Source organism: Actinocorallia sp. B10E7 (assembly GCF_039871655.1).
Lineage (GTDB): Bacteria > Actinomycetota > Actinomycetes > Streptosporangiales > Streptosporangiaceae > Actinocorallia.
This window is the reverse complement of the sequence record NZ_JBDPLZ010000015.1, coordinates 53,781-79,422: the sequence shown is the minus strand read 5'-3', so window position 1 is coordinate 79,422 and position 25,642 is coordinate 53,781. Positions and strand designations below refer to the sequence as shown.

Annotated in this window: 24 protein-coding genes; 12 read left to right on the top strand and 12 right to left on the bottom strand. The window is 70.8% G+C overall.

The genetic code is table 11. The features are described from left to right. Position 1: 1 nt before the first annotated feature. From pgl to tkt, 6 genes are all read right to left on the bottom strand, one after another. A complete protein-coding gene (gene pgl, locus ABGB12_RS32790; RefSeq protein WP_347684035.1) occupies positions 2-766 on the bottom strand; it encodes a 6-phosphogluconolactonase in 765 nt (254 codons plus the stop codon). Next, the gene (gene opcA / locus ABGB12_RS32785) at positions 763-1,833 is read right to left on the bottom strand and encodes a glucose-6-phosphate dehydrogenase assembly protein OpcA (RefSeq protein ID WP_347684034.1); all 1,071 of its coding nucleotides are present in this window, start codon (positions 1,831-1,833) and stop codon (positions 763-765) included. Before opcA ends, pgl begins: the two co-directional genes overlap by 4 nt. A 1-nt stretch (position 1,834) precedes the next feature. Further along, complete coding sequence (gene zwf, locus ABGB12_RS32780) at positions 1,835-3,382, bottom strand: glucose-6-phosphate dehydrogenase (RefSeq protein WP_347684032.1); 1,548 nt, start codon at positions 3,380-3,382, stop codon at positions 1,835-1,837. Between the two features lie 140 nt (positions 3,383-3,522). Further along, on the bottom strand, positions 3,523-5,175 hold the full coding sequence (locus ABGB12_RS32775; protein WP_347684030.1) for a glucose-6-phosphate isomerase: 1,653 nt from the start codon (positions 5,173-5,175) through the stop codon (positions 3,523-3,525). Then, positions 5,172-6,275: a transaldolase gene (tal, locus tag ABGB12_RS32770; RefSeq protein ID WP_347684028.1), complete on the bottom strand. Its 1,104-nt coding sequence runs from the start codon at positions 6,273-6,275 to the stop codon at positions 5,172-5,174. Before tal ends, ABGB12_RS32775 begins: the two co-directional genes overlap by 4 nt. 3 nt (positions 6,276-6,278) lie before the next feature. Next, positions 6,279-8,369, bottom strand: coding sequence for a transketolase (tkt, locus tag ABGB12_RS32765; RefSeq protein ID WP_347684026.1), 2,091 nt, complete (start codon positions 8,367-8,369; stop codon positions 6,279-6,281). Between the two features lie 315 nt (positions 8,370-8,684). On the opposite strand from tkt, the gene ABGB12_RS32760 reads away from it, so the two are divergent. Then, a complete protein-coding gene (locus tag ABGB12_RS32760) occupies positions 8,685-9,665 on the top strand; it encodes a heme o synthase (RefSeq protein WP_347684024.1) in 981 nt (326 codons plus the stop codon). A gap of 51 nt (positions 9,666-9,716) precedes the next feature. Beyond that, entirely contained in the window at positions 9,717-10,907 is a 1,191-nt protein-coding gene (locus ABGB12_RS32755; protein WP_347684023.1) for a PrsW family intramembrane metalloprotease, read from the top strand. Here ABGB12_RS32755 and ABGB12_RS32750 read toward each other — a convergent pair. From ABGB12_RS32750 to ABGB12_RS32735, 4 genes are read right to left on the bottom strand one after another with little or no spacing between them, the layout of a single operon-like run. Next, the gene (locus ABGB12_RS32750; protein ID WP_347684022.1) at positions 10,904-11,896 is read right to left on the bottom strand and encodes a COX15/CtaA family protein; all 993 of its coding nucleotides are present in this window, start codon (positions 11,894-11,896) and stop codon (positions 10,904-10,906) included. The two genes, ABGB12_RS32755 and ABGB12_RS32750, sit on opposite strands and share 4 nt — an antisense overlap. Before the next feature lie 41 nt (positions 11,897-11,937). Beyond that, complete coding sequence (locus ABGB12_RS32745; RefSeq protein WP_347684021.1) at positions 11,938-12,834, bottom strand: EamA family transporter; 897 nt, start codon at positions 12,832-12,834, stop codon at positions 11,938-11,940. Further along, a complete protein-coding gene (locus ABGB12_RS32740) occupies positions 12,831-13,613 on the bottom strand; it encodes an ABC transporter permease (RefSeq protein WP_347684020.1) in 783 nt (260 codons plus the stop codon). Before ABGB12_RS32740 ends, ABGB12_RS32745 begins: the two co-directional genes overlap by 4 nt. Continuing rightward, positions 13,610-14,524: an ABC transporter ATP-binding protein gene (locus ABGB12_RS32735; protein WP_347684019.1), complete on the bottom strand. Its 915-nt coding sequence runs from the start codon at positions 14,522-14,524 to the stop codon at positions 13,610-13,612. Before ABGB12_RS32735 ends, ABGB12_RS32740 begins: the two co-directional genes overlap by 4 nt. Before the next feature lie 153 nt (positions 14,525-14,677). Between ABGB12_RS32735 and ABGB12_RS32730 the strand changes: the two genes are divergently transcribed. From ABGB12_RS32730 to ABGB12_RS32685, 10 genes are all read left to right on the top strand, one after another. Beyond that, complete coding sequence (locus ABGB12_RS32730) at positions 14,678-15,589, top strand: F0F1 ATP synthase subunit gamma (protein WP_347684018.1); 912 nt, start codon at positions 14,678-14,680, stop codon at positions 15,587-15,589. An 85-nt stretch (positions 15,590-15,674) separates the two neighbouring features. Further along, positions 15,675-16,919 carry an arginine deiminase gene (locus ABGB12_RS32725; protein WP_347684017.1) on the top strand — a complete coding sequence of 415 codons (1,245 nt, stop codon included), beginning with the start codon at positions 15,675-15,677 and terminating at the stop codon, positions 16,917-16,919. A gap of 137 nt (positions 16,920-17,056) precedes the next feature. Further along, positions 17,057-17,797: a metalloregulator ArsR/SmtB family transcription factor gene (locus tag ABGB12_RS32720; protein ID WP_347684016.1), complete on the top strand. Its 741-nt coding sequence runs from the start codon at positions 17,057-17,059 to the stop codon at positions 17,795-17,797. Next, entirely contained in the window at positions 17,794-19,206 is a 1,413-nt protein-coding gene (gene sufB, locus ABGB12_RS32715; RefSeq protein ID WP_347684015.1) for a Fe-S cluster assembly protein SufB, read from the top strand. Before ABGB12_RS32720 ends, sufB begins: the two co-directional genes overlap by 4 nt. Continuing rightward, positions 19,206-20,330, top strand: coding sequence for a Fe-S cluster assembly protein SufD (gene sufD / locus ABGB12_RS32710; RefSeq protein ID WP_347684014.1), 1,125 nt, complete (start codon positions 19,206-19,208; stop codon positions 20,328-20,330). Before sufB ends, sufD begins: the two co-directional genes overlap by 1 nt. Further along, a complete protein-coding gene (locus ABGB12_RS32705) occupies positions 20,327-20,659 on the top strand; it encodes a non-heme iron oxygenase ferredoxin subunit (RefSeq protein ID WP_347684013.1) in 333 nt (110 codons plus the stop codon). Before sufD ends, ABGB12_RS32705 begins: the two co-directional genes overlap by 4 nt. Before the next feature lies 1 nt (position 20,660). Further along, positions 20,661-21,407: a Fe-S cluster assembly ATPase SufC gene (sufC, locus tag ABGB12_RS32700; RefSeq protein WP_347684012.1), complete on the top strand. Its 747-nt coding sequence runs from the start codon at positions 20,661-20,663 to the stop codon at positions 21,405-21,407. 5 nt (positions 21,408-21,412) lie between these two features. Continuing rightward, positions 21,413-22,675, top strand: coding sequence for a cysteine desulfurase (locus tag ABGB12_RS32695; RefSeq protein ID WP_347684011.1), 1,263 nt, complete (start codon positions 21,413-21,415; stop codon positions 22,673-22,675). Positions 22,676-22,679: 4 nt separating this feature from the next. Continuing rightward, positions 22,680-23,144 carry a Fe-S cluster assembly sulfur transfer protein SufU gene (gene sufU / locus ABGB12_RS32690; RefSeq protein ID WP_347684009.1) on the top strand — a complete coding sequence of 155 codons (465 nt, stop codon included), beginning with the start codon at positions 22,680-22,682 and terminating at the stop codon, positions 23,142-23,144. Continuing rightward, a complete protein-coding gene (locus tag ABGB12_RS32685; protein ID WP_347684007.1) occupies positions 23,141-23,512 on the top strand; it encodes a metal-sulfur cluster assembly factor in 372 nt (123 codons plus the stop codon). Before sufU ends, ABGB12_RS32685 begins: the two co-directional genes overlap by 4 nt. A 75-nt stretch (positions 23,513-23,587) precedes the next feature. On the opposite strand, the gene ABGB12_RS32680 is transcribed toward ABGB12_RS32685, so the two are convergent. Next, positions 23,588-24,247, bottom strand: coding sequence for a TrkA family potassium uptake protein (locus ABGB12_RS32680; protein WP_347684005.1), 660 nt, complete (start codon positions 24,245-24,247; stop codon positions 23,588-23,590). Further along, the gene (locus ABGB12_RS32675) at positions 24,240-25,571 is read right to left on the bottom strand and encodes a potassium transporter TrkG (RefSeq protein WP_347684003.1); all 1,332 of its coding nucleotides are present in this window, start codon (positions 25,569-25,571) and stop codon (positions 24,240-24,242) included. Before ABGB12_RS32675 ends, ABGB12_RS32680 begins: the two co-directional genes overlap by 8 nt. Positions 25,572-25,642: the final 71 nt, after the last annotated feature.

The window sequence follows — 25,642 nt, the reverse complement described above, 5'->3', positions numbered from 1 at the left end:
CTCAGGCCGGCCGCGACCCCGCCGGGAGCGCGGAGGCCGCGTCCCGGTCCAGCAGGTAGAGCGTCGAACACAGGCCGCGGGCCGCCGCCACCGGCGCCTCCACCGGGTCCGCGCCCGTCAGGCCCAGCCGGACGGGCTCCGCCTTGGACGAACCCGACGCGATCACCCAGACCTCCTCGGCGGCCCGGATCGCCGGGACGGTGAGCGAGATCCGGGTCGGCGGCGGCTTCGGCGAACCGTGCACCCCCACCACCGTCAGCCTCTCCTCGCGCAGCGTCGGCTGCCCCGGGAACAGCGAGGCGATGTGGGCGTCCGGCCCCACCCCCAGCATGAGCACGTCGAACGCCGGGACCGGCGCGCCCCCCGCCGCGTCGGCCAGCTCGGCGGCGTACCGCGCGGCCGCCGCGTCGGCGTCGTCGCCGTCCGGGCCGTCGGGCCCGCGCATCGCATGGACCCGCGCCGGATCGACCGGCACCTTGTCCAGCAGCGCCTCACGCGCCCCCGTCTCGTTGCGTTCGGGATGCCCCGACGGCAGGAAGCGCTCGTCCCCCCACCAGACGTCGACCCGCCCCCAGTCGACGGCGTCCCTGGCGGGACTGTCCGCGACGGCGGCCAGCGCGGCCAGCCCCGCCCCGCCGCCGGTGAGCACGACCGAGGCGATCTCCCGCCGGGCCTGCGCGTCGACCAGCCGGGTGATCAACCGCGCCGCCACGCCGGCGGCCAGCAGCTCCGCGTTCGGATGGACCAGGACCCCGGGCGCGCTCAAGAGCCGGCCTTCTTCCTGCTCTGCCGCACCTTGCCCGCCGCGGAGGAACCCGTGTCGGGCGCGGGAGCGGTGATGTCGGTGCTTCTGGCGGTCTCGGGGTCCCCGGACTCCCCGGAAGCCTCGGCGCCTTCGCCGAAGGCGTCCTGCGCGGCCCCGCGACGGCTCTGCTCCTTCTCGAAGCGCATCACCGACTCGTGGTAGACCTCGTCGGGGTCCAGCCGTCGCAGCTCCTCGGCGAGCAGCTCGGCGATCGGACGCCGCGTCAGCGCCACGTACCGGTCGGGCTGGCCGGGCCGCGACATCGTCGCCACCCGCCCGTCCGGCCGGGTCATGGCCAGCTCGCCCCCGTCGCTGTGCAGGACCACCGCGGTGATGCCGGGACCGTCGGAGACCAGCCGGTGGGCGGGGATGCCCAGCCGGACCTCCAGCCAGGCCGCGAGCAGCTCCGCGCTCGGGCTGTCGGCCTCGCCCAGCACCTCCGCCGAGCGCAGCGGCGGCGTCGCCTGGTCCAGCGAGGCCGCCAGCAGGGTGCGCCACGGGGTCAGCCTGGTCCAGGCGAAGTCGGTGTCGCCCGGGGCGTAGGAGCGGCTGAGCCGGCAGAGCGCCTCCAGCCGGTCCGGCGCCGCGTAACTGTCGGTGACCCGGCGCTGGCCGAGCGCGCCCAGCGGGTCCTCCGCCGGGTTCTCCGGCGGCTGGCCGGGCCACCAGACGACGACCGGCGCGTCCGGCACCAGCAGCGGCACCACCACGGAGTCGGCGTGCTGGGCCAGCGGCCCGTACATGCGCAGCAGCACCGTCTCGCCCGGCCCCGTCTCGCCGATGCGGATCTCCGCGTCGAGCCGGGAGGAGCTGCCCCGCGGATCGCGGGAGATGACGGTCAGGATCCGGCACGGGTGCTCGCGGGCCGCCTCGTTGGCGGCGCGCAGCGAGTCGTACTGCGCCGACTCGTCGGTGACGATCACCAGGGTCAGCACCATCCCTATCGTCGGGCCGCCCATCTGGTGCCGGGCCTGGGTCAGCGCGTCCTGGATGCGCCGAGTGGTGGTCGAGGTGAGATCGATGTTCACGTCAGATCCTCCGCCAAGCGCGGCCATCACGCTTCATCATCAGATCAGCGGACTTGGGACCGTATCCGCCGGACTTGTACTGCTCGGGCCTGCCCTGGCCGGTCCAGAACTCCTCGATCGGGTCGAGGATCTGCCACGACAGCTCGACCTCCTCCTGCCGGGGGAAGAGCGGCGGGTCGCCGATGAGGACGTCCAGGATCAGCCGCTCGTAGGCCTCCGGCGAGGACTCGGTGAACGACTCGCCGTAGGCGAAGTCCATGTTGACGTCGCGGACCTCCATCGAGGTGCCCGGCACCTTGGAGCCGAACCGCACCGTGATGCCCTCGTCCGGCTGCACCCGGAAGACCAGGGCGTTCTGGCCCAGCTCCTCGGTCTCGGTCTGGGAGAACGGCAGGTGCGGCGCCCGCTGGAAGATCATGGCGACCTCGGTGGTGCGGCGCGACAGGCGCTTGCCCGTCCTGAGGTACCACGGCACCCCGGCCCAGCGCCGGGAGTCGATCTCCAGCTTGACCGCGGCGTAGGTCTCGGTCGTGGAGGACTCGGGGATGCCCTCCTCCTCCAGGTAGCCGCGGACGTCCACCCCGCCCTGCCAGCCCGCCGCGTACTGGCCGCGGGTCGTGGTCAGCGACAGGTCGTCGGGCAGGCGCACCGAGGAGAGCACCTTGGCCTTCTCCGCGCGCACCGCCTCGGCGCTGAAGGAGGTCGGCTCCTCCATCGCGGCCAGCGCCAGCAGCTGCAGCAGGTGGTTCTGGATCACGTCGCGGGCCGCGCCGATGCCGTCGTAGTAGCCGGCGCGCCCCCCGATGCCGATGTCCTCGGCCATGGTGATCTGCACGTGGTCGATGAACGAGCGGTTCCAGACCGGCTCGAACATCGTGTTGGCGAACCGCAGCGCCAGGATGTTCTGCACCGTCTCCTTGCCGAGGTAGTGGTCGATCCGGAAGATCGACTCCTCGGGGAAGACCCGGTGCACGATGTTGTTGAGCTCCCGGGCGCTGGCCAGGTCGTGGCCGAAGGGCTTCTCGATCACCACCCGGCGCCAGGCCGACTCGGAACGTTCCGCCAGCCCGCTGCGCTGCAGCTGCTCCACGACCACGTCGAAGAACTTCGGCGGGATGGACAGGTAGAAGGCGTAGTTGCCGCCCGTGCCGCGGGTCTCGTCGAGCTCCTTCACGGCCATGGCCAGCGCGTCGAACGCGCCGGGGTCGCTGAACTCGCCGGGCACGAAGTGCATGCCCTCCGACAGGTGGTTCCAGACCTCCTCCCGGAAGGGGGTGCGGGCGTTCTGCTTGACCGCCTCGTAGGCGAGCTGCCGGAAGTCCTGGTTCTCCCAGTCCCGGCGGGCGAAGCCCACCAGCGAGAAGCCCGGCGGCAGCAGTCCCCGGTTCGCCAGGTCGTAGATGGCGGGAAGGAGTTTCTTACGCGAGAGGTCGCCGGTGACCCCGAAGAGGACCAGCACGCTGGGTCCGGCGACGCGGGGCAGTCTCTTGTCACGGGGATCCCGCAAGGGGTTCCCGTCGATCCCGATCAGTTCAGCGGGCGATGGCATGCCCGGTCCCTTTCCTACGAGTCGTTCGTTCGACTGGTGGAGCACGGTCTTGCGGAGGGGATCGACCGGTCTGCCGTGGGCCGCCGGGTCGTCCCCGTCTCAGTAGTAGACGGGGACGACCCGGCAATGTGCGATATTCCTCAGTTTCTCAACGTGTCGAGCAGCTGCGCCAGTCCTTCGGCCCGGTCACGCAGGTGCAGCCGCACCGCCGGGCGCCCGCGCGAGCGCAGGGCCCGCAGGTCGCCGACGGCCTGGGCCAGCTGCAGCGTCCTGAAGCTGTAGGGCCTGCCCGGAACCGGGACGTCCCGCTCCACCTCGCCGGTGATCTGCAGGAACACCCCGTTCTGCGGGCCTCCCTTGTGGTACTGGCCGGTGGAGTGCAGGAACCGCGGACCCCACCCGAAGGTGACATGGGCAGGGCCCTGGCCGCCGCGCACCGACTCCGAACGCTTCGCCAGCAGCCCCCGCAGCGCGGCGGCCTCGGCGTCGTCCCCGGTGCGGTCCAGGTAGGCCATGACGGCCAGGTAGCCGTGGCCGGGCACCAGCGCGAGCAGCTCGTCGAGAGCCTCGGGCAGGGTGTCGGCCTTGAGCGCGCCGTCGGCGTGGATCTCGACGGCGCCGGCCACCAAGTCGGGCTCCCCGGCGGTCAGCGCCGCCGTGCCCCCCTCCTCGGCGGCCTTGAGCAGGGCCCCCGTGTTGTCCTTGGACTCCTGGACGTTGGGCTGGTCGAACGGGTTGATGCCCAGCACCCGGCCGGCGACGGCGGTGGCGTACTCCCAGAGCAGGAACTGGGCGCCCAGCGGGCCCCTGACCGTGATCGCCGAGGTGTCGAACTCGCCCAGCACCGCGCCCCGCGCGTCCGGCGCGGGAGCGAAGCCGGGCGCGTCGACGCCCTCCAGCACGATCGGCAGGATGCCCTTGCCCTCCTTGCCGGTGGACTCGGCGATGAGCTGCTCGGCCCAGTCGCCGAACCCCGTGATGCCCGAGTCGGCGTCGGCCAGGAGCAGCTTGTCGTGACCCCCGGCCGCCGCGGCGCCGAGCGCCGCGCCCAGCGTCAGGCCCGGGTTGTCGTACGGCTGGCGCAACGCGGGGGAGAGCTCCGCCGCCTCGTCCAGCAGGAGCCCCACGTCGACCCCGGCCAGGGCCGAGGGCACCAGGCCGAAGGCGCTCAGCGCGCTGTAGCGCCCGCCGACATCGGGGTCGGCCAGGACCACGTGGTAGCCGCACTGGCGGGCGGAGTTCTCCAGCGGGGAGCCCGGGTCGGTGATCACCACGAACCGGCGCTTGAGGGCGTCGCCGGTGATCCCGGCCTCCCTGAAGGCCTGCTCGAAGATCCGCCGGTGGCTGTCGGTCTCGATGGTGCCGCCGCTCTTGGACGCCACCACCACGACCGTGCGCTCCAGCCGGTCGGCGATGACCCGGCCGACCTGGTGCGGGTCGGTGGTGTCCAGGACGGTCAGCTCCACCCCGGCGGTGCGGGTGATCACCTCGGGGGCCAGCGAGGAGCCGCCCATGCCGGCCAGCACGAAGTGGTCGAGACCCTCGGCCCGGTACTCGGCGGCCAGCTCGTTCAACGGGCCCACCAGCGGACGCGAGGTCTGGGCCAGATCCAGCCAGCCCAGCCGGCGGCCCGCCTCGTCCATCGCGTCCGGACCCCAGAGACTGGCGTTCTTGGCGGCGAGCGCGCCGGGAACGCCGTCGGAGATCAGCCTCTGCAGGGCGGTCTCGGTCTCCTCGGCGGCTTCACCGCGCAGAGTGACCGAGACTCCTGCGGCGGTGACCACTGATGTCACGCCTTGGCCTCCAGTTCGCCCTTCAGGGTCTCGAGGAGCTGGTTCCAGGAGGTCTCGAACTTCTCCACGCCCTCGTCCTCCAGGACCCGCACGACGTCGTCGTAGTCGACGCCCGCGTCCTTGAGCTCGGAGAAGACCGCGTGCGCCGCCGCGTAGGTCTCGGCGCCGACGATGGTGGCGCCGTGGATCACGGCGTGGTCCGCGGCGGCGTCGAGGGTGGCCTCGGGCATCGTGTTGACGGTGCCGGGGGCGACGAGCTCGGTGACGTACAGGGTGTCCGGCAGGGACGGGTCCTTCACGCCGGTGGACGCCCACAGCGGCCGCTGCGGGCGGGCGCCCGCGGCCTCCAGCGCCTTCCAGCGCTCCGAGGAGAACTTCTGGTCGTACAGCTCGTGGGCGAGCTGCGCGTTGGCCACTCCGGCCCGGCCCTTGAGCTCGGGCCTGCCCAGCTTCTCCAGCCGCTTGTCGGCCTCGGTGTCCACCCGGGAGACGAAGAACGAGGCGACCGACTCGATCCCGCTGATGTCCAGGCCCTTGGCCAGAGCCTGCTCGAGCCCGGCGAAGTAGGCGTCGATGACCTCGCCGTAGCGCTGGACGGAGAAGATCAGCGTGACGTTGACGCTGATGCCCTCGGCCAGCACCGAGGTGATCGCCGGCAGCCCCTCCAGGGTGGCCGGGATCTTGATCAGCAGGTTGGGCCGGTCGACGGTCCACCACAGGGCCTTGGCCTCGGCGATCGTCGCCTCGGTCGCCCGCGCCAGGCGCGGGTCGACCTCGATGGACACCCGGCCGTCGACCCGGTCGGTCCGGTCGTAGACCGGGCGCAGGACGTCGCAGGCCCAGCGGATGTCGTAGGTCGTGATGGCGCGGGAGGCCTCGTCGACGCCCACGCCCCGCACGGCGAGCTCACGCAGCTGGGCGTCGTAGGCGTCGCCCTTGCTGAGCGCGTTGGCGAAGATCGTCGGGTTGGAGGTGACCCCCACGACGTGCTTGTCCCTGACGAGCTGTTCGAGGTTGCCCGAACGCAGGCGTTCCCGGCTGACGTCGTCGAGCCAGATGGAAACGCCTTCGTCCGAGAGAGTCTTGAGATTTTCAGTCATGAACTATCCCTTGGCCTTGGTGAGGCTGGACCGCGCGGCGGCCGCCACCCGGTCGGGGGTGAGACCGAACTCCTGGTAGAGGGTCTTGTAGTCGGCGGAGGCGCCGAAGTGCTCGAGGCTGACCGACTCGCCCGCGTCGCCCACGAACCGGTGCCAGCCGAGCGCGATGCCCGCCTCGACCGAGACCCGGGCGCGCACGGAGGGCGGCAGGACCTCGTCCCGGTAGGACTGCTCCTGCTCGGCGAACCACTCAACACACGGCATGGAAACCACCCGGGTCGGCGTACCCTCCGCCTCGAGGGTCTCACGCGCGGCGAGCGCGATCTCCACCTCGGAGCCCGTCGCGATGAGGATCACTTCGGGGTGGCCGCTCTCGGCCTCGGCGAGCACGTAGCCGCCCTGGGCGGTGCCCTCGGCGGAGGCGAACCTGTCCCGGTCGAAGACCGGCACCTTCTGCCGGGTCAGCGCCAGGCCCGCCGGACGGTCGTTGTGCTCCAGGATCGTGCGCCAGGCCACGGCCGTCTCGTTGGCGTCGGCCGGGCGGACCACGTCCAGGCCCGGGATCGCGCGCAGCGCCCACAGGTGCTCGACCGGCTGGTGGGTCGGGCCGTCCTCGCCCAGGCCGATGGAGTCGTGCGTCCACACGAAGGTGACCGGCAGCTCCATCAGCGCGGCCAGCCGGACGGCCGGGCGCATGTAGTCGGAGAAGACCAGGAAGGTGCCGCCGTAGGGGCGGGTGCCGCCGTGCAGGGCGATGCCGTTGAGGATCGCGCCCATGGCGTGCTCGCGCACGCCGAAGTGCAGGGTGCGGCCGTACGGGCCGCCCTGCCAGGTGTCGGTCTGGAACTCCGCCGGGATGAAGGACCGCTCGCCCTTGATCGTGGTGTTGTTGGACTCGGCGAGGTCGGCCGAACCGCCCCACAGCTCCGGCAGGACCGGGCCGACGGCGCCGAGGATCTCGCCGGAGGCGGCACGGGTGGCCACGTCCTTGCCCGCGGGGAAGGACGGCAGCTTCGCCGCCCAGCCCTCGGGCAGTTCGCGCTTGGCGATGCGGTCGTACTCGGCGGCGCGCTCGGGGTCGGCGGCCCGCCACGCGGCGAAGCTCTCGTCCCACTCGGCGCGCAGGGCGCGGCCCCGCTCGACGACCTTGCGGGCGTGTTCGAGCACCTGCGGGTCGACCTCGAAGGCCGCCTCGGGGTCCATGCCGAGGATCTTCTTGGTGGCGGCGACCTCGTCGGCTCCCAGCGCGGAGCCGTGGATCTTGCCGGTGTTCTTCTTGTTCGGCGCGGGCCAGCCGATGACCGTCCGCAGCGCGACGAAGGTGGGACGGCCGGTCTCGCTCTTGGCGGCCTGCAGGACGGCGTGCAGCCGCTCGACGTCCTCGACGTACTCGCCGGTCTTCAGCCAGTCGACGCGGTGCACGTCCCAGCCGTAGGCCTCGTAGCGGGCGATGACGTCCTCGGACATCGCGATCTGGGTGTCGTCCTCGATCGAGATGCGGTTGTCGTCCCAGACCACGACCAGGTTGCCCAGCCGCTGGTGGCCGGCGATCGCACTGGCCTCGTGGCTGATGCCCTCCTGGATGTCGCCGTCGGAGCAGAAGGCCCAGATGGTGTGGTCGAACGGCGAGGCGCCGGCCGGGGCCTCGGGGTCGAACAGGCCCCGCTCGCGGCGGGCGGCCATGGCCATGCCGACGGCGTTGGCGATGCCCTGGCCCAGCGGCCCGGTGGTGGTCTCCACACCGGGCGTGAACCCGTGCTCGGGGTGGCCGGGAGTGGCGCTTCCCCAGGTGCGCAGAGCCTTGAGGTCGTCGAGGGAGAGGCCGTAGCCGGAGAGGTACAGCTGGATGTAGAGGGTCAGGCTGGAGTGCCCGCACGACAGGACGAAACGGTCGCGGCCCGGCCAGGCCGGGTCCGACGGGTCGTGCTTCAGCACCTTGTTGAAGAGCAGGTACGCGGCCGGAGCGAGGCTCATGGCGGTGCCTGGGTGCCCGGAGCCCACTTTCTCGACGGCGTCCATCGCGAGGGCGCGGACGGTGTCCACGGCCCGGTTGTCCAGCTCGGACCAGTCAAGGTGGTTGTTGTCGGTAGTCACCGGAACGCTCAGGTCCTTCCAGATGTTGGGATGTCAGGTCGACCACGCCCGTGCCCCGGGGCGCCGATCTCTCCGAGCCTACTCATTATGCTGGTCGGAGGTATTGGTCTAAACCATTGGGTCCTTTACCCGGAACACCGGGCACATGCCCGATGATTCCCCGGCCAACCCCGCACCGGTTCCCCGTGGCGAGGGAGAAGACAGGTGAAACACCGCACCCGGTGGCGGGTGTGTCCCAGGCCGGGGCTACAGTGATGGCGCGGTCGCACGGGGCGGTCGCAAATCAGGCTTCCATGAACAGAAGGCTTCCCTGTTGTGACGGTGCTCAGTAACCGGCTCGGCGGCACGACCGGTGTCGAGCTCGAAGCGGATCCGCCTGCCGCCCTCCTCACGGAAGACGGTCAGGCCCGTACGCTCGGTGCCAAGATCAGGGCTTACGTGGCCCTGACCAAGCCACGGGTCATCGAACTTCTGCTGATCACCACGCTACCGGTGATGTTCCTGGCCGCCAAGGGCGTTCCCGACCTGGGGCTGGTGCTGTTCACGCTGGTGTGGGGGACGATGTCGGCGGGCAGCGCCAACGCCGTCAACTGCTTCATCGACCGCGACATCGACGCCAAGATGCGCCGCACCCGCCGCCGCCCGCTGGCCCGCCACCAGGTGAGCCCCGGCGCCGCACTGGTGTTCGGAGCCGCTCTCGGCGTGATCTCCACGGTCGGCTTCCTGATCACCGTCAACGCCCTGGCCGCCGCCCTCTCGGTGGGCGCCATCCTCTTCTACGTCTTCGTGTACTCGCTGGTGCTCAAGCGCCGCACGAAGCAGAACGTGGTGTGGGGCGGCATCGCCGGCTGCATGCCCGTCCTCATCGGCTGGGCCGCCGTCACCGGCTCCCTGGCCTGGACGCCGTTCGTGCTGTTCGGCGTGGTCTTCCTCTGGACGCCGCCGCACACCTGGACGCTGGCCATGCGCTACCGCGAGGACTACGCGGTCGCCGGCATCCCCATGCTGCCGGTGGTGGCGAGCGAGAAGCGGGTCGTGGTGGAGAGCCTCGTCTACACCTGGGCCACCGTCCTGTGCTCGCTGGCGCTGTGGCCCGTGGCCGGGCTCACCCCCGTCTACGGCGCGGTCGCGATCATCCTCGGCGCCGTCTTCCTCGTCGAGGGGCACCGGCTGCTGGCCCGGGTCAACCGCGGCCTGACCGGCGCGCTGCTGCGGCCGATGCGCTTCTTCCACCTGTCGAACTCCTACCTGGCGCTGCTGTTCACCGCCGTGGCGATCGACTTCCTCTTCCAGTGACCGCCGCGTCCGGGCTTAACGCGTCCGGTTCCGCTCGACTACGCTCGCGGCATGACCTCCCTTGATCCGCAGGCGATCCTGGCGGGCCGCACGCCCGGACGGCCTTCGATCAAGCTGATGGTCGGCATGGTCGGCACCTCGCTGTGCGCGCTGACGGCCCTGGTCCTGTTCGCCCTGCTGGGAGGCGGGGCGAACTTCTTCGTCTGCGTGGGCCTGGCGGTCCTGCCGGTGCCCCTCCTGGTCGCGGCGGTGCTGCTGCTGGACCGGCTGGAGCCCGAACCGGCCAGGGACCTGCTCTTCGCCTTCCTGTGGGGGGCGGGCGTGGCGGTGCTGGGCTCCCTGATCCTCAACACGGCGGGGCTGAAGTACGTCACCGAGCCGGTCTTCGGGGAGCAGGGCAGGTTCTGGACCACCGTGGTGGGCGCCCCCGTGGTGGAGGAGGCCCTCAAGGGCGCCGTGCTGTTCGTCCTGCTCTGGTTCCGCCGCAACGAGATCGACGGCGTCACCGACGGGTTCGTCTACGCCACGATGGTCTCCCTCGGCTTCGCGATGATGGAGAACATCGCCTACTACCTGCAGGCCCTGGACGGCGGCGGCACCCAGCGGCTGGAGGCGGTCTTCCTCCTGCGCGGCCTCGTCGCGCCCTTCTGCCACCCCCTGTTCACCGCGATGACGGGCCTGGGCGTGGCGTACGCGGCCAACCGGCGCACCGGCAGGGTCACCGCCCTGGTGATGGGCCTGCTGGCCGCGACGCTGCTGCACGCCCTGTGGAACGGCGGCACGCTGATGAGCGTGGGCTGGCTCGCGGTGATCTACCTGCTGGACTTCTGCATCCTGGTCGTCCTGCTCACCCTGATCTTCATGGAGCGCCGGGCGCTGGTCCGCCAGATCGGCCACTACCTGCCCGTCTACCTGCAGACGGGCCTGGTCTCGCCGCAGGACATCGCGATGCTGGGCCAGATGCCGCTGCGCCGCGAGGCCCGCCGCTGGGCGCGCTCCATCGGAGGCAAGGGCGCGGCCCGCGCGATGAGCGACTACCAGCTCGCGGCCACGGAGCTGGTCCTGCTGCACAAGCGCATGGACAACGGGGTGATCGACGTCCCGTTCTTCGCCCGCCGCCGCAGCGAGCTCCTCCAGCTGATGAGCGTCGCCCGCCAGGCGCTGGCCCTCAGCCGCATCCCGGCGGGTCCTCTGGCCCCGCCGCCCTGGGGGCCCTCGGGGTTCGCCCCGCCGCCCGGCTAAGGCCTGCGGGCGGCGGCCGGAGCCGGGGTTCCGGCGGGGGCCGCCGGGGCGGGCCGGGTCCGGCCGGAGTACAGGAGGTTCAGGGCGGCGATCCACAGCAGGGTCGAGCCGAGTACGTGGGCGCCGACCAGGAGTTCGGGCACCCCCAGGAAGTACTGCACGTAGCCGATGACGCCCTGCAGGAGGATCGCGCCCAGCAGGAGGAGGCCGGCTCTGCGGACCCCGGCGGGGGCGCCGGTCCTGCGGTGGAGGACCAGCAGCGCCACCGTCAGGCCGACGGTCGCCCAGGCCAGGAGCGAGTGGATCCGGGTGATGTCCGTGATCGGGAAGGGAAGGCGGGTGGCCTCGGCGTCGCCCGCGTGCGGCCCGGAGCCCGTGACGAAGGTGCCGACGGCGAGGACGGCGACGACCACCCAGACCAGCGCCAGGGTGAGCCGGTGCACCAGCGGCTCGACCAGCCGCCGGACGGGCCCGTCGCCCTCGCCCGCCCGGACGTACAGCAGGAACGCCACGAAGATCAGCGCGATGGAGAGCAGGTAGTGCGGGGAGACCATGGTCGGGTGCAGCTTGGTGAGGACGGTGAGGCCGCCGACCCCGGCCTGGACGACGACGCCGACCGGCTGCCACAGCGCCAGGCGGGTGAGCTCCGGGCGGTTGGGCGAGAGCCTGCGGGCCGCCACGTAGACGGCGATCCCGACGGCCAGCACCAGGAAGGTCAGGGTGCGGTTGCCGAACTCGATGGCCATGTTGAGCGGGGAGTGCTCGGGCGAGGAGTTCGGCAGGAGGCTTTCGCCGGTGCACTTGGGCCAGGTGGGGCAGCCCAGGCCGGACTTGGTGAGCCGGACGGCCCCGCCGGTGAGCACGATCCCGGCGTTCACGACCACGCCCAGCAGGGCCAGGAACCGCAGCGAGCCGGGGGTGGGATTCCAGACCGCGTCCCTGGCCTTGAGCAGCGGGGAGGTCTTGTTCTCAGGGATCGTCACAGCCACGGCCTCATCGTAGGACCGCCCGCGCGATGGTCTGATCCGGGTCAGGTTCCGGCGCCGTCCCGCGCGGTGAGCGTGGCCCCCGCGCAGGCGACGATCACCGCGCCCATGGCGGCCCACTGGAGCGGGCCGAGGAACTCCTCGAGCAGCAGGACGCCGATCAGCGCGGCCACCGCGGGCTCGACGCTCATGAGGATCCCGAACACCCGCTGCGGGATCCGCCGCAGTGCCTCCAGCTCCAGGGTGTAGGGGACCACCGAGGACAGCAGGCCCACCGCGAGGCCCAGCGCGAGCAGGGACGGCGTGAGTACCCCGGGGCCTCCCGCCCCGGCGAGGGCGTGGAGTCCCATCGGCAGGACCGCGACGGTGGCGACGGCGCTGGCGAGAGCCAGGCCGGTGCTGCCGGGGAACCGCCGTCCCGTGGCGGAGGCGAAGAGGATGTAGGCGGCCCATCCCACGGCGGCCAGCAGGGCCCACAGCACTCCGGGGAGGGTGACCGCGCCGTCGTCCCGCGACAGCAGCAGCACGCCGCCGAAGGCCAGGAACGCCCAGACCAGGTCCAGCGGCCGGCGTGAGGCGGCCACCGAGACCAGCAGCGGCCCCAGGAACTCGATGGTCACCGCGACGCCCAGCGGGATCTGCTGGATCGACTGGTAGATCGAGAAGTTCATCAGCGCCAGCGACAGGCCCAGGCCCGCCGCCACCGCCAGGTCCTTCGCGTCGTGGTCGTGCCGCACCCGCCGCAGGGCCCGCCGCGCCAGGAATCCCACCACTACCGCGGCCACCAGCAGCCGCAGCACCACCACGACCGTCGGAGGCACCTGGTCGAACATCCCCTTGGCCAGCCCGGCCCCGGCCTGCACCGAGAGGATGCCGCCCAGCACCAGCACCGAGGGCGGCATCGCCCCCAGCCCGAGCCGCCCGGCCCGCGGGGTGGTCATTCCCAACGGAAGAAGCGGGCGGCGAGGACGAGACCCGCCACGGCCCAGCCCGCGAGGACGAGCAGTTCCTTGCCGGGGAGGGCCTCGCCACCGGTGAGGACGGTGCGCAGCGCCTCGGTGAGGGCGGAGATCGGGAGGTACTCCAGGACGGGGCGGAGGCCCTCGGGGAACTTGCTCAGCGGGAAGACCACGCCTCCCAGGAGGAGCAGCAGGACGTAGACCAGGTTGGCGGCGGCGAGGGTGGCCTCGGCGCGCAGGGTCCCGGCCATGAGGAGCCCGAAGCCGCTGAAGGCGGCGGTGCCCAGCAGGACGGCCAGGAGGGCCGCGGCGGGGTTGCCCTGGGGGGACCAGCCGAGGGCGAGGGCGACGGCCCCGATGACGACCACCTGGAGGAGCTCGACCAGCACCACCGTGAGGGTCTTGGCCAGGATCAGCCCCGACCGGGGCAGCGGGGTGGCGCCGAGCCTCTTCAGCACGCCGTAGCGGCGTTCGAAGCCGGTGCCGATGGCCTGGCCGGTGAAGGCGGTCGACATGACCGCCAGCGCGATGATGCCGGGTGTGAGGAAGTCGACCCGGGAGCCGGCGCCCAGGTCCAGCAGCGTGGTGACGCTGAACAGCACCAGCAGGAACACCGGGATGATCATCGTCAGCAGCAGCTGCTCGCCGTTGCGCAGCATGCCCTTGACCTCGTAGGCGGTCTGGGCGGCGACCATCTTCGGCAGCGGGGCAGCGGCGGGTCGCGGGGCGAGGTCCAGGACCTTCGGACTGTGGGCGGTCATCCGCGCAGCTCCCTGCCGGTCAGTTCGAGGAACACGTCTTCCAGGGTGCGGCGTTCGATGCGCAGGTCCTCGGCCATCACGCCGTGGGCCGCGCACCAGGCGGTGACGGTGGCCAGCAGCTCAGGCCGCACGTCCCCTTCGACGAGGTAGTGGCCGGCCGGGGACTCCTTGGCGGCGCTGCCCGCGGGCAGCGCGCTGAGCAGCTCGTCCAGGCCGAGGCCGGGCCGCGCGCGGAACCGCAGCTGGCGTTCGGCGCCGGTCAGCTCCGCGGGGCTGCCCTCGGCGACGACCCGGCCGTGGTCGACGATCACGACGTGGTCGGCGAGCTGCTCGGCCTCGTCCATGAAGTGGGTGGTCAGCAGCACCGAGACGCCCGCCGCGCGCAGATCCGTGACCAGCTCCCAGGTGGCGTGCCTGGCCTGCGGGTCGAGCCCGGCGGTCGGCTCGTCGAGGAAGACGAGTTCGGGCCTGCCGACCAGCGCGGCGGCCAGGGACAGCCGCTGCTGCTGGCCTCCCGACAGGCGCCGGTAGGGGGTGCGGGCGTGCGGGGTGAGGCCGAGCCGGTCCAGGAGCGCGGCGGGGTCCAGCGGGTCGCGGTGGAAGGAGGCCATGAGCCTGAGGAACTCCCCGGCCCTGGCGGTGCCGGGCACTCCGCCGGTCTGGGGCATCACCCCGATGCGCGGTTTGAGCGCCCGGTCGCGCGGGTCGAGGCCGAGGACCCGGACGGTGCCCGCGTCGGGGGCGCGGAAGCCCTCGCAGATCTCGATCGTGGTGGTCTTCCCCGCCCCGTTGGGGCCGAGCAGCGCGGTGATCTCGCCGCGGGCCGCGGTGAGCGACAGCCCGTCCACCGCGGCGGCCGGACCGTACCGCTTGACCAGTCCGGTGATCTCGAGTGCGGGGGGCGCTGCCATGGCCACGAGTCTAGGGCCGCCGCAGGCGGCGGCCTGACGGGGGCCGCGGCCGAGCGGCCCCCGCGGGTAAAGAAACCGGGCCGCGGGTAAGCCGTCCCCCAATTCTCTGCTGCCTGAGGGGTTATGGCGGCGATCGTCTGGCACTGTCCAGTTATGGGGGCAGAACTCAGGCAGTTGCGGAGCCGGATCCGGTCCATCAAGTCCACCGCGAAGATCACCAGAGCGCAGGAGCTGATCGCCACCTCCAAGATCACCAGGGCCCAGGCCCGCCAGACGGCCTCGGGCCCCTACGCGCGCCAGATCACCCGGGCGGTCAGCGCCCTGCTGACGCACAACGCCCATGAGGACCATCCGCTGCTCAACCGGAAGACCGACGCCTCGCGGGTGGCGGTCCTGCTGATGACCAGCGACCGGGGCTTCTGCGGCGGCTACAACAGCAACGTGCTGCGGGCCGGGCGGCAGCTGGCCGAACTGCTGGCGGGCGAGGGCAAGGAGCCGGTGTACCACGTCACCGGCCGCAGGGGCGTCGACAACTTCCTGTTCAACCGGCGTCCGCTGGCCGGGCAGTGGACGGGCCAGTCCGGCGAGCCCTCCTACGCGATGGCCGCCGAGATCGGGCGGCTGCTCGTCGAGGCCTTCGAGACGCCCACCGCCGAGGGGGGAGTCGGTGAGGTCCATGTCGTCTTCACCCAGTTCGTCTCGATGATCGCGCAGCGGACGACCGTGCACCGCATCCTCCCGCTGGAGGTCGAGGAGGTCGAGGCGCTGCCCGAAGGCGGCCCGGTGGCCTCCCATGACTTCGAGCCCTCGGTCGGCGAGGTGCTCGACGCCCTGATCCACCAGTACGTGAACGGCAGGATCTGGAACATGCTGCTGGAGTCGGCGGCCTCCGAGCACGCCGCGCGCCGGCAGGCGATGATGGCGGCCACCGAGAACGCCCAGGAGCTGATCTTCAAGCTGAGCCGCCGCGCGAACGAGGCCCGCCAGGCCGAGATCACCAACGAGCTGAGCGATATCGTGGGCGGCGCCAACGCGCTGGCGGAGGCCGGCGGGGACCGCGACTGAGCCGGGGAGTTTCCGCTCGGTGATCACCGGGGAGGCAGATCATGCCCAACCCGGAGAAGAAGGACATCAAAGCGATGACGGTCTCATGACGTTCCACGTCGACTCGGAGGTCGGGAGGCTGCGGCGGGTGCTGGTGCACCGGCCCGACCTCGCGCTCAAGCGGCTGACCCCCTCCAACAAGGACGAACTGCTGTTCGACGACGTGCTGTGGGTCGAACGCGCCGGCGAGGAGCACGACGAGTTCCGGCGGCTGATGGAGGGCCGGGGGATCGAGGTCCATCTGCTGATGGACCTGCTCCAGGAGACGATCGCCGTCCCCGAGGCGCGCAAGCACATCCTGGGCAGGGTGGTGGACGAGCGCTGGTTCGGCCCCCTGGCCACCGACGCGATCCTCGGCGCGCTCGACTCCATGCCCGTCCCGGAGCTGGCACTGACCCTGACCGGCGGCGTCACCAAGCGCGAGCTGCTGACGCGCATCGCCGAGCCGAAGTCGATCGCCTTCCACTCCCTGCACCCGGACGGATTCATCCTCCCCCCGCTGCCCAACCTCCTGTTCACCCGCGACACCTCCTGCTGGATCTACGACGGCCTGTCCATCAACGTGATGCGCAAGAAGGCCCGCACCCGCGAGACGGTGATCATGGAGGCGATCTACCGGTACCACCCCCTGTTCGCCCAGGGCTACGACCGTCCCGAGGAGGGCGGCTTCCACGTCTGGAACCACGGCACCCCCATGGCCCCCGCCACCATCGAGGGCGGCGACATCCTGGTCCTGGGGGAGGGCGCGGTGCTCGTCGGCATGAGCGAGCGCACCCAGCCGCAGGCGGTGGAGATGCTGGCGCGGCGGCTGTTCCAGGCCGGCGCCGCACGGAAGATCGTCGCGTTGGACATGCCGAAGGCACGGGTCTTCATGCATCTGGACACCGTCATGACCAACGTGGCGCCCGGGATCTTCACCAAGTACGCGGGCATGGGGATGCTCGCGTCGTACACGGTCGAGCCCGGGGACAACGAGAAGGAGCTGAAGGTCACCGACCACGCCCCCGAGGACATGCACAAGGCCATCGGGCGGGCGATCGGCATCGACGAGATCGAGGTCTGCACCGCCACCCAGGACGTTCTGTCCGCCGAACGCGAGCAGTGGGACGACGGCTGCAACGTCCTCACCCTCGAACCCGGGGTGGTCGTGGCCTACGAGCGCAACACCACGACCAACAACTTCCTGCGAAGGAAGGGGATCGAGGTCCTCACCATCCGCGGCAGCGAGCTGGGCCGCGGACGCGGCGGACCCCGCTGCATGTCGTGCCCCATGGAGCGCGAGGCGACATGATCCCCGCGCTCCCGCGGGTCTTCGCGGGCCGCCCGGGGGAGATCGAAACTTAGGTAAGGCTTGCCTGCGTGAGGTGGATTACCGTCATTCGTTTGTCTCGGAGGAAGGAATTACGGCACACTGATGTTGTGAAAAACATGCCCGAGTTCACGCCCCACGTCGGGAGCGCCGCGGCCGACGCCGCGGGCGGCTCCGGCGTGCCTCGGGCCGAGCGTGACACCCGCGCCCGCGTGGCGCGGCTCATTCTCGAGAACGGTCCGGTGACGGCATCCGCATTGGGCGAACGGCTCGGGCTCACCCCCGCCGCGGTCCGCAGGCATCTCGACGCCCTGCTCGCCGACGGCATGATCGAGATCCGCCGGGCGCGGCCGTCGGCGTCGCGGGGGCGGGGCCGCCCCGCCAAGCTCTTCGCGATCACCGACAAGGGCCGCAACGCGTTCGTCCACGCCTACGACGACCTGGCCGCGAGCGCGCTGCGCTTCCTGGCCGAGACGGTCGGAGAGCACGCCGTGTCGGAGTTCGCCCGGCGCCAGCTCGCCGACCTCGAGGAGCGCTACGCCCCCCGGCTGCGGGCCCTGCCGCCGCAGGAGAGGGTCTACGCGCTCGCCGAGGCGCTGTCGGCGGACGGGTACGCGGCCACGGCCGGCAAGGGCCCCGGCGTTCTGGGCGGGACCCAGCTGTGCCAGCATCACTGCCCGGTCGCGCACGTGGCCGAGCGGTTCCCGCAGTTGTGCGAGGCCGAGACCGAGGCGTTCGCGCGGATGCTCGACACTCCGGTGCAGCGGCTGGCGACCATCGCCCATGGCGACGGCGTCTGCACCACCCACGTTTCACCGGTCAAAGCAGCTAACGAGGAGTCCGGAGGGATCTCCCTATGACTACGGCAGCCAACCCCGAACTCGAGGGTCTGGGCAATTACAAGTACGGCTGGGCCGACCCGGACGCCGCGGGCGCCTCGGCCAAGCGCGGCCTGTCCGAAGAAGTCGTCCGCGACATCTCGGCCAAGAAGAACGAGCCCGAGTGGATGCTCGACCTTCGGCTGAAGGGACTGCGGCTCTTCGAGAAGAAGCCCATGCCCGGCTGGGGGTCGGACCTGTCGGAGATCGACTTCGACAACATCAAGTACTTCGTGCGCTCCACGGAGAAGCAGGCCGAGTCCTGGGAGGACCTCCCCGAGGACATCAAGAACACCTACGACAAGCTGGGCATCCCCGAGGCGGAGAAGCAGCGGCTGATCGCGGGTGTCGCGGCCCAGTACGAGTCCGAGGTCGTCTACCACAAGATCCGTGAGGACCTCGAGGAGAAGGGCGTCCTCTTCCTGGACACCGACACCGGGCTGCGCGAGCACCCCGAGCTGTTCCAGGAGTACTTCGGCTCGGTGATCCCCGTGGGCGACAACAAGTTCGCCGCGCTGAACACCGCGGTGTGGTCCGGCGGGTCCTTCATCTACGTGCCGAAGGGCGTGCACGTGGAGATCCCGCTGCAGGCGTACTTCCGGATCAACACCGAGAACATGGGCCAGTTCGAGCGGACCCTGATCATCGTGGACGAGGACGCCTACGTCCACTACGTCGAGGGCTGCACCGCTCCGATCTACAAGTCCGACTCGCTGCACTCGGCCGTCGTCGAGATCATCGTGAAGAAGGGCGGCCGCTGCCGCTACACGACGATCCAGAACTGGTCGAACAACGTCTACAACCTGGTCACCAAGCGGGCCGTGGCCTACGAGGGCGCGACCATGGAGTGGGTCGACGGCAACATCGGCTCCAAGGTCACCATGAAGTACCCGGCGATCTACCTGATGGGCCCGCACGCCAAGGGCGAGACGCTGTCCATCGCCTTCGCCGGCGCCGGCCAGCACCAGGACGCGGGCGCCAAGATGGTGCACTGCGCCCCGCACACCTCCTCCTCGATCATCTCCAAGTCGGTGGCGCGCGGCGGAGGCCGCACCTCCTACCGCGGCCTGGTCCAGGTGCAGGAGGGCGCCGAGCACAGCAAGTCCACGGTCAAGTGCGACGCGCTGCTGGTCGACCAGATCTCCCGCTCCGACACCTACCCCTACGTCGACGTCCGCGAGGACGACGTGGAGATGGGCCATGAGGCCACCGTCTCCAAGGTCTCGGAGAACCAGCTCTTCTACCTCATGAGCCGCGGCATGACCGAGGACGAGGCCATGGCGATGATCGTCCGCGGGTTCGTGGAGCCGATCGCGCGGGAGCTGCCGATGGAATACGCACTCGAGCTCAACCGGCTCATCGAACTGCAGATGGAAGGGGCCGTCGGCTGATGGGCCTGGAAGTTAAGCCTGTCTCCACGCTCGCGGAGAAGGCCTCGTACGACGTCGCCGATTTCCCGGTGCCGACCGGCCGCGAGGAGGAGTGGCGGTTCACCCCGCTGCGCCGCCTGCGCGGGCTGCACGACGGCACCGCGGTCGCCGACGGCAAGGTGCTCGTCGAGGTCCAGGCGGACCCCGAGGTCCGCGTGGAGTCCGTCGGACGGGGCGACCCGCGGGTCGGCTCCGGCTACACCCCGACCGACCGGGTCTCGGCCCAGGCCTACAGCTCCTTCACCACCGCCACGGTGATCACCGTGCCGCGGGAGACCTCCGTGGAGCGCCCGATCGTCGTCCGGCTGCGCGGCGAGGGCGCCGCGAACGCCGCCTACGGCCACCTCACCGTGATCGTCGAGGCGTTCGGCTCGGCCACCCTGGTCCTGGACCACGGCGGCTCGGCCACCTACGCCGACAACGCCGAGTTCATCGTCGGCGAGCAGGCCTCGCTGAAGGTGCTCTCGCTGCAGGAGTGGCACCCCGACTCGGTGCACGTCTCCCACCAGCACGCCCACCTGGCCAAGGACGCGAAGTTCAGCGGGTTCAACGTCACCCTCGGCGGTGACCTCGTGCGCATCCGCCCGTCGGTCTCCTACCACGGGCAGGGCGGCGACGCCGAGCTGTACGGCGTGTACTTCGTGGACGCCGGGCAGCACCTGGAGCACCGGCTGCTGGCCGACCACTCCGTGCCGAACTGCCGCTCCCGCGTGGACTACCGGGGCGCGCTGCAGGGCGACGACGCGCACGCCGTCTGGATCGGCGACGTCGTCATCCGCGCCGAGGCCGAGGGCACCGACACCTACGAGCTCAACCGCAACCTGGTGCTGACCGACGGCACCCGGGTCGACTCCGTGCCGAACCTGGAGATCCTCACCGGTGAGGTCGCCGGCGCGGGCCACGCCTCGGCGTCGGGCCGGCTCGACGACCAGCAGCTGTTCTACCTCCAGGCCCGGGGCATCCCGGCGCGGGAGGCCAAGCGCATGGTCGTGCGCGGCTTCCTCTACCAACTGGTCGAGAAGATCGAGGTGGAAGAGGTGCGCGCGCGGGTCGAGGCCGCGATCGACGTGGAGCTCGCCCGATGAGCTTCGTGAGGATCTGCCCGCTGGCGCAACTGGCCGACGACGCGCCGCTGGCCGCCGAGATCGACGACACGCCCGTCGTGCTGGTGAGGACCGGCGGCGAGGTGTACGCGATGAAGGACCTGTGCTCGCACGCCGAGGTCGCCCTCTCCGAGGGCGAGGTCCACAACGGAACACTGGAGTGCTGGCTGCACGGGTCCTGCTTCGACCTGCGCACCGGCAAGCCGACCGGTCCGCCCGCGACGCAGGCGGTGCCCACCTACCGAGTGAAGATCGAGGACGACGAGGTCTACGTGGACCTCGACGGGTCGTCCGAATATGGGGAGTCCTGACATGGCCACGCTGGAGATCCGCGACCTGCATGTGACGGTCGCCGACAAGGAGATCCTCAAGGGCGTCAACCTGACGGTGAAGGCGGGGGAGACCCACGCCATCATGGGCCCGAACGGGTCCGGGAAGTCCACGCTGGCCTACGCCATCGCGGGCCACCCCAAGTACACCGTGACGTCCGGCTCCGTCACCCTGGACGGCGAGGACGTCCTGGCGATGGAGGTCGACGAGCGGGCCCGCGCCGGCCTGTTCCTGGCCATGCAGTACCCGGTGGAGGTCCCCGGGGTCTCGGTGTCCAACTTCCTGCGCACCGCCGTCACCGCGGTGCGGGGCGAGGCGCCCAAGCTGCGATTGTTCTCCAAGGAGCTCAAGGAGCGCATGGCCGAGCTGCAGATGGACCCGGCGTTCGCCCAGCGCAGCGTCAACGAGGGCTTCTCCGGCGGCGAGAAGAAGCGCCACGAGATCCTGCAGCTGGAGATGCTCAAGCCGAAGGTCGCGGTGCTGGACGAGACCGACTCCGGCCTCGACGTCGACGCGCTCAAGGTCGTCTCCGAGGGCGTCAACCGCTTCAGCGCCTCCGGCGAGACCGGCGTCCTGCTGATCACCCACTACACCCGCATCCTGCGGTATGTGAAGCCGGACTTCGTGCACGTCTTCGCCGACGGCCACATCGTCGCGGCGGGCGGTCCGGAGCTGGCCGAGGAACTCGAGGCCGAAGGCTACGAGAAGTACACGAAGGCGGGCGTGTAAAAGCCATGGCTCTGCTGTCGGAGGAGATCCGGAAGGACTTTCCGATCCTGGACCGGACGGTCAGGAACGGGCACCCGCTCGTGTACCTGGACTCCGGCGCGACCTCGCAGAAGCCGCGCCAGGTCCTGGACGCCGAGCGCGAGTTCTACGAGCGGCACAACGCCGCCGTGCACCGAGGCGCGCACCTGCTGGCCGAAGAGGCCACGGACGCCTTCGAGGAGGCCCGCGCCACCATCGGCCGCTTCATCGGCGCGCCGGCCGGCGAGATCGTGTTCACCAAGAACGCGACCGAGGCGATCAACCTGGTCGCCTACTCGCTGAGCAACGCCGCGACCTTCGGGCCGTCGGCGGAGCGGTTCAAGGTGGGTCCCGGCGACGAGATCGTGGTCACCGAGATGGAGCACCACGCCAACCTCGTCCCGTGGCAGGAGCTGTGCCGGCGCACCGGCGCGAGGCTGCGCTGGTTCGGGCTGACCGAGGACGGCAGGCTCGACCTGTCGAACATCGAGGAGCTGGTGGGCGAGCGCACCAAACTGGTGGCGCTCACCCAGCAGTCCAACGTGCTGGGCACGGTCAACCCGGTGAAGGAGATCGCCGAGCGGGCGCACCGGTTCGGGGCCTTCGTCCTGGTGGACGGCGCCCAGTCGGTGCCGCACCTGCCGGTGGACGTCGCCGATCTGGGCGCGGACTTCCTGGTCTTCTCCGGCCACAAGATGCTGGGCCCGCTGGGCATCGGCGTCCTGTGGGGCCGCCGCGAGCTGCTGGAGTCGATGCCGCCGTTCATCACCGGCGGCTCGATGATCGAGATCGTCCAGCTGGACCACTCGACCTACGCGGCCCCGCCGCAGCGGTTCGAGGCGGGAGTGCCGGTGACGGCCCAGGCCGTCGGCCTGGCCGCCGCCTGCGACTACCTGACGGCTCTGGGCATGGACAAGGTCGTGGAGCACGAGCACACGCTCGCCGCCTACGCCCTGGACCAGATCGGCTCGATGCCGGGGCTGCGGATCATCGGCCCGGCCGACACCGCCGCCCGCGGCGCCACGGTCTCCTTCGTGGTGGAGGGCATCCACCCGCACGACGTCGGCCAGGTCCTCGACGACCAGGGTCTGGCGGTGCGGGTCGGACACCACTGCGCCTGGCCGCTGTGCCGCCGCTACGGAATACCCGCGACCACCCGGGCGTCGTTCTACGTGTACAACACCCTGAGCGAGGTGGACGCCCTGGCCGAGGGCATCCGCAAGGCGCAGAAGTTCTTCGGGACGGTCTGAGACAGTGCAGCTGGAATCGATGTACCAGGAGATCATCCTGGACCACTACCGCAACCCGCAGCATCGCGGGCTGCGAGAGCCGTACGAGGCCGAGGTCCACCATGTGAACCCGACCTGCGGCGACGAGATCACCCTGCGGGTGCATCTCGAAGGCGCCGGCGCCGACGGCGAGGACTCGGTGATCGAGGACGTGTCCTACGAGGGGCAGGGCTGCTCGATCAGCCAGGCCAGCGCCTCGGTCATGACCGATCTGATCATCGGCCGGAGCGTCAAGGACGCGATGCGCCTGAGCGAGGAGTTCCTCGCGCTGATGCAGTCCCGGGGCGAGCTGGAACCCGACGAGGACGTCCTGGAGGACGCGGTCGCCTTCGCCGGAGTCTCGAAGTACCCCGCCCGCGTCAAGTGCGCCCTTCTCGGCTGGATGGCCTGGAAGGACGCCACCGCCCAGACCCTGGAGAAGTCATCATGAGCGAGACCAACGCGGCGGAAGAGGCAGTCCTCGACGCCCTGACCGGCCCCTCAGACGAGGAGGAGCAGATCCTCGAGGCCCTGCGCGACGTCGTCGACCCCGAGTTGGGCATCAACGTCGTCGACCTCGGCCTGGTCTACGGCGTCAACCTCACCGAGACCGACGGCCACAGGCTGCTGACCGTCGACATGACGCTCACCAGTGCCGCCTGCCCGCTGACCGACGTCATCGAGGACCAGGCCCAGAGCGCCACCGCGGACCTGGTCGACGAGTTGAAGATCAACTGGGTGTGGCTGCCGCCGTGGGGCCCCGACAAGATCACCGAAGACGGCCGCGAGCAGCTCCGCGCCCTCGGCTTCAACGTCTGACGGATCCCCGCACACCAGACCCCGGCCCCTCCCTTCGGGAGGGGCCGGGGTCTTCCGTTTCGGGCGGGGCGGGCGTCAGAGGGTCGTGAAGCGCTCCACCTTGGCGGTGGGGCCGACGACCAGGATGATGTCGCCGTACTGCAGGACGGTGTCGGGGGTGGCGTAGGTGTAGTCCTCGCCTTTGCTCTTGACGCAGACGATGGTGACGCCGTACTTGCGGCGCAGCTTCGCCTCGCCCAGGGGGACGCCCACCAGGTCCCGGGGCGGGTGGGTCTTGATCAGGACGAAGTCGGGGTCGATCTGGACGTAGTCCAGCATCCGGCCGCTGACCAGGTGGGCCACGCGCTCGCCCATGTCGTGCTCGGGCAGCACCACGTGGGTGGCGCCGATGCGTTCCAGGATCCGGCCGTGCTGGCGGCTGATGGCCTTGGCCCAGATGTCCTCGATGCCCACCTCCACCAGCAGGGAGGTGGTGAGGATGCTGGCCTCGATGTCGCTTCCGATGGCCACCACGGCCCGCTGGAAGTCGGGTATGCCCAGCTGGTGCAGCGCCTGCAGGTCGGTGGCGTCGGCGGTGACGATCTGGGTGATCTCGCCGGCCAGCGCCTGCACGATCTTGGGCCGGTGGTCGATGGCGAGGACCTCGGTGCCCAGCCGGGTGAGCTCCAGGGCCAGTGAGCTGCCGAACCGGCCGAGGCCGACGACCACGACGGGGAGATTGTCTCTGTCAGCCAACGATCGGTCGCTCCTCGGGTAGTTCGTAATGACGGGTACGTTCCCGCATGGCGAGCGCGGAAAAGAGTGTGACGGGTCCGATCCGGCCGATGAACATCAGCACGACGATCAGGACCTGCCCCGGGACGGGCATCGAGGTGGTGGTGGCCCCGATGGACAGCCCGACGGTGCCGAAGGCCGAGATCGCCTCGAAGATCACCTCGTCCAGGCTCTGCCGGGACAGGGACAGCAGGACGAAGGTGCCCAGGGCCACCAGCCCGACGCCCAGCAGCGCGATCGTCAGGGCCTGGCGCTGCACCGCGCTGGGCAGCCTGCGGTGACCGACGTTCACCTGGTCCTCGCCGCGCAGCTCGGCCCAGATGACGAAGGCCAGCAGCCCGAAGGTGGTGACCTTGATGCCGCCCGCGGTGCCGGCGCTGCCACCGCCGATGAACATGAGGATGTCGGTGACCAGCCAGCTCTCCGAGCGCATCTCGGCGATGTCGATGAGGCTGAACCCGCCCGAGCGCGGCATGACGCCGGTGAAGAAGCCCGCCATGACCCGCCGGGACTCGGGGAGGGCGCCGAAGGTGGCGGGGTTGCTCCACTCGAAGATCGTGAACGCCGCGGTGCCCAGCACCAGCAGGGGGACCGTCACCGCCAGGGTGATCCTGGTCAGCACCGACCAGCGGCTCGGACGCCGCCAGGAGCGGGCCAGTTCGAACACGACGGGGAAGCCCAGCCCGCCCACCACCACGGCGAACGCGATGGGCAGGCAGATCCAGGGGTCGGTGGCGAACCGCACCACGCTGTCGGGCCACAGGACGAAACCGGCGTTGTTGAACGCCGAGACAGCGTGGAACACCCCCATGTAGGAGGCGCGGCCGAGGCCCTCGCCGTAGCCCAGGGCGAACCGCAGCGTGAGGACCACGGTGAGCAGGAGTTCGGACACCAGGCTGAAGATCACCACATTGCGCACCACGCGCCGGACGTCGGAGGCCGAGAGGGTCTTGGTCTCGGTCTGGACGAGCATCCGGGCGCGCAGCCCGACCCGGCCGGAGACCAGCAGCGCGAACACGGTGGCCAGCGTCATGATGCCGAGCCCGCCCGCCTGGATCAGCGCCATGATCACGACTTCGCCGAAGGTGGACCAGTGGGTCTCGGTGTCCACCACGATCAGCCCGGTCACGCAGATCGCCGAGGTGGCGGTGAACAGCGCGGCCAGCGGCGTGGCCGAGCCCGGGGAGCTCGTGGCCGCCGGCAGCAGCAGCAGGAGCGTCCCGATGAGGATCGCGAACCCGAAGCCGCCGACGATCACCTGCGCGGGGTGTCTGAGTACCGGCATCGTCAGCCGGGCCCGTGAGTCTTGGCCATCACCGGTGTCACCGGTCCCCCCTTTGGACTACCGGCGAAGAA

Bases quoted from the DNA above. Each gene is read 5' to 3' on its own strand.
- sufD (WP_347684014.1), top strand. From the start codon at position 19,206: ATGGGCCTGGAAGTTAAGCCTGTCTCCACGCTCGCGGAGAAGGCCTCG.
- ABGB12_RS32730 (WP_347684018.1), top strand. From the start codon at position 14,678: ATGGGGGCAGAACTCAGGCAGTTGCGGAGCCGGATCCGGTCCATCAAG.
- ABGB12_RS32725 (WP_347684017.1), top strand. From the start codon at position 15,675: ATGACGTTCCACGTCGACTCGGAGGTCGGGAGGCTGCGGCGGGTGCTG.
- tal (WP_347684028.1), bottom strand. From the start codon at position 6,275: ATGACTGAAAATCTCAAGACTCTCTCGGACGAAGGCGTTTCCATCTGG.
- ABGB12_RS32745 (WP_347684021.1), bottom strand. From the start codon at position 12,834: ATGACCACCCCGCGGGCCGGGCGGCTCGGGCTGGGGGCGATGCCGCCC.
- ABGB12_RS32755 (WP_347684023.1), top strand. From the start codon at position 9,717: ATGACCTCCCTTGATCCGCAGGCGATCCTGGCGGGCCGCACGCCCGGA.
- ABGB12_RS32705 (WP_347684013.1), top strand. From the start codon at position 20,327: ATGAGCTTCGTGAGGATCTGCCCGCTGGCGCAACTGGCCGACGACGCG.
- ABGB12_RS32685 (WP_347684007.1), top strand. From the start codon at position 23,141: ATGAGCGAGACCAACGCGGCGGAAGAGGCAGTCCTCGACGCCCTGACC.
- ABGB12_RS32675 (WP_347684003.1), bottom strand. From the start codon at position 25,571: ATGCCGGTACTCAGACACCCCGCGCAGGTGATCGTCGGCGGCTTCGGG.
- sufC (WP_347684012.1), top strand. From the start codon at position 20,661: ATGGCCACGCTGGAGATCCGCGACCTGCATGTGACGGTCGCCGACAAG.
- ABGB12_RS32735 (WP_347684019.1), bottom strand. From the start codon at position 14,524: ATGGCAGCGCCCCCCGCACTCGAGATCACCGGACTGGTCAAGCGGTAC.
- zwf (WP_347684032.1), bottom strand. From the start codon at position 3,382: ATGCCATCGCCCGCTGAACTGATCGGGATCGACGGGAACCCCTTGCGG.
- ABGB12_RS32720 (WP_347684016.1), top strand. From the start codon at position 17,057: ATGCCCGAGTTCACGCCCCACGTCGGGAGCGCCGCGGCCGACGCCGCG.
- ABGB12_RS32740 (WP_347684020.1), bottom strand. From the start codon at position 13,613: ATGACCGCCCACAGTCCGAAGGTCCTGGACCTCGCCCCGCGACCCGCC.
- sufB (WP_347684015.1), top strand. From the start codon at position 17,794: ATGACTACGGCAGCCAACCCCGAACTCGAGGGTCTGGGCAATTACAAG.
- ABGB12_RS32695 (WP_347684011.1), top strand. From the start codon at position 21,413: ATGGCTCTGCTGTCGGAGGAGATCCGGAAGGACTTTCCGATCCTGGAC.